This is a genomic window from Alicyclobacillus acidoterrestris, from assembly GCF_022674245.1.
Taxonomy (GTDB): Bacteria; Bacillota; Bacilli; order Alicyclobacillales; family Alicyclobacillaceae; genus Alicyclobacillus; species Alicyclobacillus acidoterrestris.
Window position 1 is genome coordinate 2,061,414 of sequence record NZ_CP080467.1, and the last position, 11,087, is coordinate 2,072,500.

Below are 11,087 nucleotides of genomic sequence, written 5' to 3' on the forward strand. Positions count from 1 at the left end.
GCGGAGAGATGTCCGAGTTGGTCGAAGGAGCACGATTGGAAATCGTGTAGGCGGCTAAAACCGTCTCAAGGGTTCGAATCCCTTTCTCTCCGCCATTGTGGCGGCGTAGCTCAGCTGGTTAGAGCACACGGTTCATACCCGTGGCGTCGGTGGTTCGAATCCACTCGCCGCTACCACATATGCCACCTTGGCTCAGGGGTAGAGCGGCTCACTCGTAATGAGCAGGTCGTCGGTTCAAATCCGACAGGTGGCTCCATCCGGAGGGGTACCAAAGTGGCCAACTGGGGCGGACTGTAAATCCGTTGCGAAAGCTTCGAAGGTTCGAATCCTTCCCCCTCCACCAAGATGTGAATGATTCTCGTGTGGATATTTGGTATACTGCATGAGAAGCGCATCTCAAAGATTATATGGTGAGTGTGGCGAAGGGGTTAACGCACCGGATTGTGATTCCGGCATGCATGGGTTCGATTCCCATCACTCACCCCACGTTGGGGAATAGCCAAGCGGTAAGGCAACGGTTTTTGGTACCGTCATGCGAAGGTTCGAATCCTTCTTCCCCAGCCAGTGTGCCCTTAGCTCAGCTGGATAGAGCGTTTGACTACGAATCAAAAGGTCGGGAGTTCGAATCTCTCAGGGCACGCCATCATCACGGAGCATAGCGCAGCTTGGTAGCGCGCCTGCCTTGGGAGCAGGAGGTCGTGGGTTCGAATCCCGCTGCTCCGACCAATCGATGTTGCTTTGGCGAGATCGATAATGGGACATGTGGATATAATTTTTGGGGGTATAGCTCAGCTGGGAGAGCACCTGCCTTGCAAGCAGGGGGTCGTCGGTTCGAATCCGTCTACCTCCACCAAGTTAGGCTTGATATTGGAATCAAGCACTGACAAGCCCGATGCCGAATGGTGTAATGGTAGCACGACTGACTCTGACTCAGTTAGTCTAGGTTCGAGTCCTAGTTCGGCAGCCATGGTCGTGACTTCTTTGGTCCCTTGTGGATTGCGAGTCGCCGACTGGTTGAATTGGACAGCAGTGTCCTCGAAAGTGGGTCATTAGCTCAATTGGCAGAGCATCCGACTCTTAATCGGCAGGTTGAAGGTTCGATTCCTTCATGACCCACCACATATGGAGTGATGGCCGAGTAGGTCGAAGGCGCTCGCCTGCTAAGCGAGTATACGGTGAATAACCGTATCGAGGGTTCGAATCCCTCTCACTCCGCCAGTAGTTTGATATCGCGGAGCTGTGGTGTAGAGGCCTAACATGCCTGCCTGTCACGCAGGAGATCGCGGGTTCGAATCCCGTCAGCTCCGCCAACTTACAGCCGGGCTCGTCCAATTGGCGTCCCTTGTACATGCGGTCGTGGCGGAATTGGCAGACGCGCAAGATTCAGGTTCTTGTGGGGGCAACCCCGTGGAGGTTCAAGTCCTCTCGACCGCACCAAATGAGTTCGTGCTGTGCTCGCTCAAAAGCTTGGTTGGTAGACTATGGTCGCTTCTTGCGGCAGGCTTCAGCCGGTAGGACGAGTTCAGCGCTTGTATGTCTGGTAACAATAGCGGAGGGCCCTGATGGGAACGCTGAGAGGCGGGACCTTGGGGCTCTTTTTGTTGGAGGGGCAGCGATTTGGGCTGCGATGGTACTTGGCTGGCCGCGGGATGTCCTAATAAGACATATCAACTGAAAAGCCGCCGGATAAGGTCGAAAAAATACCCTATTCGCCGCCCTGGGCCTCGATTTCCGGTGATTTTGCGGGCATAAGGTAATTTTCGTGCACTAAATGCCCCGGATCCGCTGCAATGTCACAAATAAGGCAGAAATCCTGCGCTATGGGCCCCGCCAAGGGGTGCATCTGTTGCCAACGGTCCGACTTCGCGCACACACGCACGCATGAAGCTAGCTAGAAGTTTCTATTGTGTTTCGTAAATGTGCGGATGTAGCCTCTGTTGTAGCTACTTGATTGGTGTTTCTACGCATTCCACCGCGCTACTCAATTACGTTTCCCTAAAAATTAGGTTTTGTTAGCCTTATTTTACTCTACAAAAGTGGCTGGTGTTGTGGTACATTGCAAGGCGTAGAGATTCTTTGTTAGCGCTAACAGTTTGGGAGTGCAGGTAGGGGTTAGGCTGCTTTTTGTGGCCGACGAGGTGGTCGTACTTGCGCTGGTCAAAAGCAGGAGGGCATCATGGGGGAAAATAGGAGCACGATTGGCAACTGGCAGTTTAAAGCCGCTGACGAATCTGATTGGCTGCCGGCGCAGGTTCCAGGATGTGTGCATACGGACTTGCTGCGCAATGGGCGCATTCCGGACCCGTTCTATGGGACAAACGAGGGAGATTTACAGTGGATTGACAAGAAGGATTGGGAATACACGAGCCAGTTTGACGTGTCGGAGGATGTGCTGGCCAACACACATGTCGAGATAGTGTTCGCTGGTTTGGATACGTATGCAGACGTCTACCTCAACAATCAATTGATTTTGTCTGCAGATAATATGTTTCGGACGTGGAGAGCGGACGTGAAAGCGCTGCTCAAGGCGAAGAGCAATGTGCTAAAGGTACATTTCCGTTCGCCCATTCAAGAGGATTTGCCGAAATTGGAGAAACTGGGCTACGCGCTGCCGGCGACGAATGACCAGTCAGAACGCGGAGGCCTTGGCGATAAGCGCCTCAGTGTGTTCGCTCGGAAAGCGCCTTATCACTACGGGTGGGACTGGGGTCCGCGTTTTGTGACGAGTGGAATCTGGCGCGATGTCTGGTTGGAAGCTTGGTCCGAGGCTCGTATTACAGACTTCTTTATCCAGCAGAACGAAGTGCAGCGCACTCGCGCGAAGTTGACTGCCGTCATCACGGTGGAAGTCGACGAGGATTTTGCAGGAAGCGTTCAGATTCGGACAGATGGTGTTGATGTGAGCGAAGCGGTCGAGCTGCGCGCAGGGATCAATCAGGTGGAAGTGGACGTCGTGTTGGAGAATCCGGCGCTTTGGTGGTCGCGCGGCTTAGGCGAGCAAGCGTTGTATACGTTTACGGCGACACTTTTGCGCGGTGGGCATGAGGTGGCCCATAAGTCGACTAGAACAGGTTTGCGATCCCTACGCCTCGTTCGCGAGAAAGACGCCGATGGTACTTCGTTCTATTTTGAGCTCAATGGCGTGCCAGTGTTTGCGAAGGGTGCGAATCATATCCCCAATGACAGCTTCCTCACGGAAGTGACGTACGAACGCTATAAGCATGAGATTGTGACAGCTGTCGAGTCCAACATGAATATGCTGCGCGTTTGGGGTGGCGGCATCTATGAAAATGATGCGTTTTATGACCTGTGCGACGAATACGGAATTTTGGTCTGGCAGGATTTTATGTTTGCCTGCAGCATGTATCCGGGGGACGAACCCTTCTTGGAAAATGTCCGCCTGGAGGCGCAAGAGAATGTAACGCGGCTCAGGAACCACCCATGTATTGCGCTGTGGTGTGGTAACAATGAGATCGACACGGCCTGGTCGCAGTACGACGAGGACGCCGGTTGGGGCTGGAAACAGCAGTATTCGCCAGAAATTCGGGCAAAAATTTGGGCGGACTACGAAGCGATTTTCCATCGTATCTTGCCCGAGGTGATTGAGCGCCTTGCGCCAGGTGCGGCTTATTGGCCGTCGTCACCAATGCAAGCTTTGACACATGACAAACATCAGCATGCGCGCAACGACTCGACTTCCGGAGATATTCACTACTGGGGCGTATGGCACGCTGTGGAGCCGTTCGCAAACTATAACGTCTATCTCGGACGGTTCATGAGTGAATACGGTTTTCAATCGTTTCCTGAGCTGAAAACGGTTCAGACGTATGCCAGTGCGGCGGACATGGCGCTGGAATCGGACGTGATGCGTTGGCATCAACGCAGCGGCGATGGCAATCGACTGATTAAGGAGTATATGGATATTTACTTCAAACAGCCGAAGGATTTTTCGTCGTTTTTGTATATGAGTCAGGTCTTGCAGGCTGAGGCCATCAAAATGGCGATGGAGGCACATCGTCGCAAGAAACCCTTCTGTATGGGGACGCTTTATTGGCAGATGAACGACTGTTGGCCTGTGGCTTCGTGGTCGAGCATGGATTATTACGGCCGCTGGAAGGCGCTGCAATATTACGCGAAAAAGAGTTTTCGCGACGTGTCCGTGTCCGTTGGTGGGACTGACGAATTGGTTGAAGTCCACGTGATTTCCGACATCCTCGACGCTACCGTCGGGACGCTTTCCATGACGGTGTTTGATTTCGCCGGCAATCGCCTGAACGAGCGAGTCGAGTCTGTGTCGGTACCAGGCAATACTGCGAGCGTCTTCTACGCTGCGCCTGTCTCGACGTTTGTCGGGGAGCATGCTGCAAGTGACGTCGTATTGGTTGTCACGTTAGAGCAAAACGGTGAAGTCGTCGATGCGAAGGAGCACTATTTTGTGCCAGCCAATCAAATTTCGCTGCAAATGCCAACCATCGTGGTGCGGGAGGTCGAGGGCAGTGGCGGATCGACATTTGTACTCGAAACCGACATCTTGGCGAAAAACGTTTGGATTTCTTCGGAAGAGGACGGGATTTTCTCCGATAATTATTTCGACTTAATCCCAGGCGTACCGAAGACGGTGCAATTTTTGCAAAGACCAAGCGGTGAAAATCGCTTCCGACCGGCTTCTGCAGGGACGATTTCGGTTCACTCGATGGCGGAGTTTATTCAGCAGTAAAAAGCATGAAGGCGTCAAGGAGGGAGAGAGGCCCATCGGCTTCATCTCCCGTTTGGCGCAATTTGTGTAGGTATTATCTGCTCGCGTGACGTCGGATAACGGTACGTCAAGATTTCGCTCTTGTGAACAGATAGCTGATGGCGATCACGGCGACGCAGCCAAAACTGACGATAGTCCCCGCGACAGCCGAGGTGGCTATCACCGCGATGAAGATGGCGACAAGAGCGGCGAGGGCCAAGATGGTTGTCGGTTTCGCACCTGCGTTCCGCCATTGACTCAAGAGCAGGAGCATCCAGACCATCATGACCGTGTATCCAGGAATCACCATCAAATCGTTAAACGTGTTGCTGCCTGCAAAAAAGGCGACAGCGACGCCTACGTACAGAAAGATGGTGCTAAATAATAAGGCCGTCACAGGTACGTTGTGTTGGTTGGTCTTGCGGAAGAGCTTGGGCACAAACCCGTCCATCGCTTGCGTGTACAGCATCCGGCTTGTTGCGTACATCCCTGTATTGATGGCGGAGAGTACGGCTGTGAGCATGACAAAGTTCATGATTCCGCCGACGTATGGAATGCCAATCTGCGAAAAGACCATGACAAATGGACTTTGTGTACCGCCGACTTGCGACCACGGGATAAGACACACAATCACGGCAATCGGCAATAGGTAAAATAGCAAAATCCGAACAATGACGTTGCGTGCGGCGCGAGGGATGGTTTGTTCTGGATTCTCCGTTTCCCCGAGCGTCATACCAATCATTTCGATCCCGCCAAATGAAAACATGACCACCAGCATGGCCGCTGCGACTCCGCCGATACCATGCGGGAAAAAGCCTCCGTGTCCAACTAAGTTGTCGCTGATTCGACTGCCTGAGTATCGAGTGGCAAGGACAATGGCGCCAAAAATGATGAACAAGGATAATGTCACAATCTTGACGGCTGCGAGCCAATACTCTGTCTCTCCGAAGATGCGGACAGGCGTTAAATTGAGAATGGTCATTGCGGTAGCGACCAGCAGTGCCAATACCCATAGTGGAACTGAGGGAAACCAGTACTGCAAAAAGGTGCTCGCTGCTGCGGTCTCGGCCGCCATGACGAGAACCCAGTCGAGCCAGTAAATCCAACCGGCGACATAGCCTGCGAAGGGCCCTAGGATAGGCTCAATCAGCCCTTTAATCGTGGTGGCCTGTGGATATCGCAGTGCGATGGCGGCGAGTCCGCGCATCACGACCAAGAGAATGAGTCCCCCGATGAGGTAGGTGATGAGTACACTTGGACCTGCGATGTGAATGGATGAACTGCTTCCTTGAAATATCCCAGCTCCGATGGTGCCGCCGAGCGCCATCATGAGGATGTGACGCGATTTGAGGTTTCGCGCCAGGTTTGAATCTGATTTACTCAACGCTTCGAATCTCCTCTCCATACCTGAGCCTTTGTTTGATGTATAGGCTCTTGGTGGCGCCGTTTATTGTACTACAATCGGGTGGAGATTATCGGATCGCCGAAAAACGCGGCGACATCGAAACTTCAGAAAATACAGGATAAGCGTTGTCTTCTTTTGTATAACGAGTAGACTAATTAAGGCAGAGTGATGCGGAATACCGCGGGAGCACCAGGCAATCGGTTGGTTGTGCAAGCGGTTTCGGCAAAGGAGGACGTGTGTATGGAGCGTGCAAAGGTAGGCATTATCGGCTGTGGCAACATTAGTGAATTTTATTTTAAGAACTGTTTGGCATTTGGCTTGGACGTGGTCGCCTGTGCCGATCTCGACGTTTCCCGCGCGAAGAGCCGCGCTGAGCAATTTGGCATCCCGAAGGCCTGCAGCGTCGAGGAACTATTGGCAGATGAAGGCGTCGAATTCGTGATAAATTTGACCGTTCCGAGTGCGCACGCGAATGTGTCCATGAGCGCGCTGCAGGCTGGCAAGCACGTTCATTCGGAGAAGCCATTGGCCCTCAACTTGGAAGAAGGGTTATCGCTATTGGCTCTAGCGAAAGAGAAGAACCTTCGCGTTGGTGCAGCCCCGGATACGTTTCTCGGGAGTGCCTTGCAGACGTCCAGAAAATTGATAGACGATGGTTGGATTGGCAAACCGGTCGCTGCAACCGCATTCATGGTCGGGCACGGAGTGGAGTCGTGGCACCCGAACCCAGATTTCTTCTACCAGCCTGGCGGCGGCCCGATGTTTGATATGGGGCCGTATTACCTCACGGCGCTCGTCAATTTATTGGGGCCTGTGCGGCGACTCACTGGCCTGACGCAGGTGACGTTCCCAGAGCGCACCATTACGACCACATCGAGATTTGGTGAGAAGATTCCCGTGAATGTGCCGACACATGTGACGGGCCTGCTGGAATTTGAACAAGGTGCAATTGGAACCATCGTCACGTCGTTTGACGTGTGGCACGCTGAGCTTCCGCGAATCGAAATTTATGGGACGGAGGGGACGTTGAGTGTGCCGGATCCGAATTATTTCACTGGCAGCGTACGGGTGCGCCGGAAGAGTGCAACGGCGTGGAGCGAGGTCGCGCACCTATTTGGGTTCGAGGAGAACAGCCGCGGGCTGGCTGTAGCCGACATGGTCGATGCGGTTCGCAAAGGCAGACCACATCGCGCAAGTGGCGAACTGGCGCTGCACATTGTTGAACTGATGGAAGGCATTCACGTTTCTGCGCAATCGGGTCGGCACTATGACGTGCAATCGCGTTGCGATAGACCGGCTTCTTTTTCAGTCGGTTTTGATGAACAAGCTTTGCGCTTGACCCTCGGCGTCAAGTGAGGTCGGGTGAAGGGCACAGGATAACTGTAACATAGAAGTGGCGGGCGCAATGGCGCCCGTTTTTGGTTTTTCTCGTCGCCTATCTTTAGTCCGTAGCGGCGAGTGTTGTAAAGTGAAGGACGAGACTTTGCGGCGATGGACGCGGAAGTAGGGGATGAAGCGGTGAAGCTGTTGGGCATCGACGTGGGCACGACGTCGATTTGCGGTGTCGTGGTGGATACGGCGGTTAGCGGGATCGTAGATACGGTGACGCGGGCGAACGATAGTCAACTTGTGATTCGAGCAGAAGATGAACTGCAGGATGCAAATCGTATCATGCACATTGTGGAGGACATCTTGTCAGAGACACTGCAGCGGCACAGGGAAATCGGGGCCATTGGTGTGTCCGGGCAAATGCATGGCATTGTCTATTTAGATGCGCAGGGGATGCCGGTGAGCCCGTTGTACACGTGGCGGAACAACCTGGGGACGCGTATCTACAAGGGGGAGATGACCTATGCGGATTCCCTCTATGAGCGGACGGGTTACCGAGTGCCGAGTGGGTACGGTTTATTGACGCATTATGCACACGTGCTCGAGCAGCAGGTGCCAACAGACGCGGCGGTTCTCTGCACCATTGCCGACTACGTCACCATGCGTTTAAGTGGCTTGTCCCGGCCGGTAACGGACGTAACGCTTGCTGCATCGTTGGGTCTCTTTGACGAGCGCCGTCTCACATTCGATGTCGAGGCACTTGGCAACGCGGGGATTCAGTTGTCGTTCATTCCGGAAATCGCACCTTCATGCAGTGTGATTGGTCGGACGCGTGACGGGATTGCCGTGACAAACGCCATCGGTGACAATCAGGCTGCTCACCTTGGCTCGGTTCGATCGCTCGCCGATACGTTATTGGTGAACGTGGGAACGGGCGCGCAGGTTTCCCTGATGGTGCCGGAGTACATGGTTGTCGAAGGGTTTGAGACGCGACCATTTCTCTTTCACCACTACTTGCTTGTGGGGGCGACGTTGAGCGGGGGCGGCGCGTACGCACTTGTGGAGTCGTTTTTTCGGCAAGTACTCGAGTTGTTTGGCGCATCCGTTCCAGCATCCTTGTACGAAACGATGGAGCATGCACTGCAGAAAGTCACGCGCGGAGCCGAGTACATCTCGGAGCGCAAGCTTGGCCCTTACATGGGGGAACGTCCGTCGCATACGACGTTACAGGTCTCGCCGAAGTTTTTTGGAACGAGACAATCGCCAGAGGAGCGCGGCGCCATGACGAACATTGGTGTGGATAATTTCACGCCAGTCGATCTCATGATGGGCGTTTTGCACGGCGTAGTCTCTGAGCTGTTTGAGTATTATCAGCAGTTGCCGAGCGCACTGCGATCAAGCATCCGGCACCTGGTGGGCGCAGGCAACGCCATTCGCAAGAGTCCGTATATGGCCCAGTTGATGGCCGAGGCATTTGGTCAATCATTGCTTGTTCCGCGCCATCAGGAAGAGGCTGCTGTCGGCGCAGCGCTGTGTGGCGGCAAGGCGATTGAATGTTTCTCATCGTTTGACGAGATGACTAGCGCAATTCACTACGCCAACGCCGAGTGGGTGGATGAATCTCTGAGGGACCTGTGAGTGTATCGCGTGGCGCTGAGCAGTCGCAGGCGGGTGTAGCCGAGAGTCACAGAAGGCAGCATATATCGCCTCGACAGGATTCGTCTTCGATAGGGAGCGGATATGGAACAAAATTCTATTGCCCATTTCGATCACTCTATGCTATATTACTCATCGTCACTTCACGGTGTTCGACGCCGACAAGTTATCTCATCACTTCGCTCCAAGTGTGGATTTGAGTGATGGTTGGACGTATCGTCGAGGTCGTAGGATGTCATCTCGGAGTCAACACTTCGGCGATGACCGGGGATGAAAAACTTACCAGTGACAACGAACATCAGTTCGTGATATAGTACTTAGGCTGCTTCGATAGAAGCGGCACTTGCTTGAAAGAATCACTTCATCTGGTTCCTCGTTGAATCAGCTTCAGTGGGGCTTTCACAGCAGGTTTGGTTCCTTGAAAACTGAACACACACGCCTAAAAGTTTCGGTCGACGTGACCTTTGGTCACAGCGACGATTGAAACATATGTAACAACGCCATTTTTTGAGAGTTTGATCCTGGCTCAGGACGAACGCTGGCGGCGTGCCTAATACATGCAAGTCGAGCGAGCCCTTCGGGGCTAGCGGCGGACGGGTGAGTAACACGTGGGCAATCTGCCTTTCAGACTGGAATAACACTCGGAAACGGGTGCTAATGCCGGATAATACACGGGTAGGCATCTACTTGTGTTGAAAGATGCAACTGCATCGCTGAGAGAGGAGCCCGCGGCGCATTAGCTAGTTGGTGAGGTAACGGCTCACCAAGGCGACGATGCGTAGCCGACCTGAGAGGGTGACCGGCCACACTGGGACTGAGACACGGCCCAGACTCCTACGGGAGGCAGCAGTAGGGAATCTTCCGCAATGGGCGCAAGCCTGACGGAGCAACGCCGCGTGAGCGAAGAAGGCCTTCGGGTTGTAAAGCTCTGTTGCTCGGGGAGAGCGACAAGGAGAGTGGAAAGCTCCTTGTGAGACGGTACCGAGTGAGGAAGCCCCGGCTAACTACGTGCCAGCAGCCGCGGTAATACGTAGGGGGCAAGCGTTGTCCGGAATCACTGGGCGTAAAGCGTGCGTAGGCGGTTGTGTAAGTCTGAAGTGAAAGTCCAAGGCTCAACCTTGGGATTGCTTTGGAAACTGCATGACTTGAGTGCTGGAGAGGCAAGGGGAATTCCACGTGTAGCGGTGAAATGCGTAGATATGTGGAGGAATACCAGTGGCGAAGGCGCCTTGCTGGACAGTGACTGACGCTGAGGCACGAAAGCGTGGGGAGCAAACAGGATTAGATACCCTGGTAGTCCACGCCGTAAACGATGAGTGCTAGGTGTTGGGGGGACACACCCCAGTGCCGAAGGAAACCCAATAAGCACTCCGCCTGGGGAGTACGGTCGCAAGACTGAAACTCAAAGGAATTGACGGGGGCCCGCACAAGCAGTGGAGCATGTGGTTTAATTCGAAGCAACGCGAAGAACCTTACCAGGGCTTGACATCCCTCTGACCGGTGCAGAGATGTACCTTCCCTTCGGGGCAGAGGAGACAGGTGGTGCATGGTTGTCGTCAGCTCGTGTCGTGAGATGTTGGGTTAAGTCCCGCAACGAGCGCAACCCTTGATCTGTGTTACCAGCACGTAGAGGTGGGGACTCACAGGTGACTGCCGGCGTAAGTCGGAGGAAGGCGGGGATGACGTCAAATCATCATGCCCTTTATGTCCTGGGCTACACACGTGCTACAATGGGCGGTACAACGGGAAGCGAAGCCGCGAGGTGGAGCAAAACCTAAAAAGCCGTTCGTAGTTCGGATTGCAGGCTGCAACTCGCCTGCATGAAGCCGGAATTGCTAGTAATCGCGGATCAGCATGCCGCGGTGAATCCGTTCCCGGGCCTTGTACACACCGCCCGTCACACCACGAGAGTCGGCAACACCCGAAGTCGGTGAGGTAACCGTTATGGAGCCAGCCGCCGAA

4 protein-coding genes, 14 tRNA genes and 1 rRNA gene (1 of these 19 only partly in view) are annotated in these 11,087 nt (G+C 54.0%); 18 read left to right on the plus strand and 1 reads right to left on the minus strand.

The window, feature by feature from the left end:
* Window positions 1-2: 2 nt before the first annotated feature.
* The 15 genes from K1I37_RS09705 (at window position 3) to K1I37_RS09775 (ending at window position 4,717) form a co-directional block, all read left to right on the plus strand.
* Window positions 3-95 (plus strand) — tRNA-Ser (locus K1I37_RS09705).
* Between the two features lie 4 nt (window positions 96-99).
* Window positions 100-176 (plus strand) — tRNA-Met (locus K1I37_RS09710).
* Window positions 177-181: 5 nt separating this feature from the next.
* Window positions 182-256 (plus strand) — tRNA-Thr (locus tag K1I37_RS09715).
* Window positions 257-259: 3 nt separating this feature from the next.
* Window positions 260-343, plus strand: a tRNA-Tyr gene (locus tag K1I37_RS09720).
* Between the two features lie 67 nt (window positions 344-410).
* A tRNA-His gene (locus tag K1I37_RS09725) sits at window positions 411-486 on the plus strand.
* 3 nt (window positions 487-489) lie between these two features.
* Window positions 490-564, plus strand: a tRNA-Gln gene (locus tag K1I37_RS09730).
* A 2-nt stretch (window positions 565-566) separates the two neighbouring features.
* Window positions 567-643 (plus strand) — tRNA-Arg (locus tag K1I37_RS09735).
* Window positions 644-649: 6 nt separating this feature from the next.
* Window positions 650-726, plus strand: a tRNA-Pro gene (locus tag K1I37_RS09740).
* A 51-nt stretch (window positions 727-777) separates the two neighbouring features.
* Window positions 778-853: transfer RNA gene (locus K1I37_RS09745), tRNA-Ala, on the plus strand.
* A 40-nt stretch (window positions 854-893) separates the two neighbouring features.
* Window positions 894-967, plus strand: a tRNA-Gln gene (locus tag K1I37_RS09750).
* Between the two features lie 76 nt (window positions 968-1,043).
* Window positions 1,044-1,119: transfer RNA gene (locus K1I37_RS09755), tRNA-Lys, on the plus strand.
* 5 nt (window positions 1,120-1,124) lie between these two features.
* Window positions 1,125-1,218 (plus strand) — tRNA-Ser (locus tag K1I37_RS09760).
* 15 nt (window positions 1,219-1,233) lie between these two features.
* Window positions 1,234-1,310, plus strand: a tRNA-Asp gene (locus tag K1I37_RS09765).
* A 40-nt stretch (window positions 1,311-1,350) separates the two neighbouring features.
* Window positions 1,351-1,437, plus strand: a tRNA-Leu gene (locus tag K1I37_RS09770).
* A gap of 739 nt (window positions 1,438-2,176) precedes the next feature.
* Window positions 2,177-4,717 carry a beta-mannosidase gene (locus K1I37_RS09775; protein ID WP_021298346.1) on the plus strand — a complete coding sequence of 847 codons (2,541 nt, stop codon included), beginning with the start codon at window positions 2,177-2,179 and terminating at the stop codon, window positions 4,715-4,717.
* Between the two features lie 106 nt (window positions 4,718-4,823).
* Here the strand turns inward: K1I37_RS09775 and K1I37_RS09780 are convergent, their stop codons facing one another.
* Window positions 4,824-6,119: an amino acid permease gene (locus K1I37_RS09780; protein WP_021298345.1), complete on the minus strand. Its 1,296-nt coding sequence runs from the start codon at window positions 6,117-6,119 to the stop codon at window positions 4,824-4,826.
* A gap of 261 nt (window positions 6,120-6,380) precedes the next feature.
* On the opposite strand from K1I37_RS09780, the gene K1I37_RS09785 reads away from it, so the two are divergent.
* From K1I37_RS09785 to K1I37_RS09795, 3 genes are all read left to right on the plus strand, one after another.
* Complete coding sequence (locus K1I37_RS09785) at window positions 6,381-7,496, plus strand: Gfo/Idh/MocA family protein (protein ID WP_021298344.1); 1,116 nt, start codon at window positions 6,381-6,383, stop codon at window positions 7,494-7,496.
* Between the two features lie 135 nt (window positions 7,497-7,631).
* Entirely contained in the window at window positions 7,632-9,107 is a 1,476-nt protein-coding gene (locus K1I37_RS09790) for a sedoheptulokinase (RefSeq protein WP_021298343.1), read from the plus strand.
* Window positions 9,108-9,628: 521 nt separating this feature from the next.
* Window positions 9,629-11,087 (plus strand): 16S ribosomal RNA (locus K1I37_RS09795) (it continues 73 nt past the right edge of the window).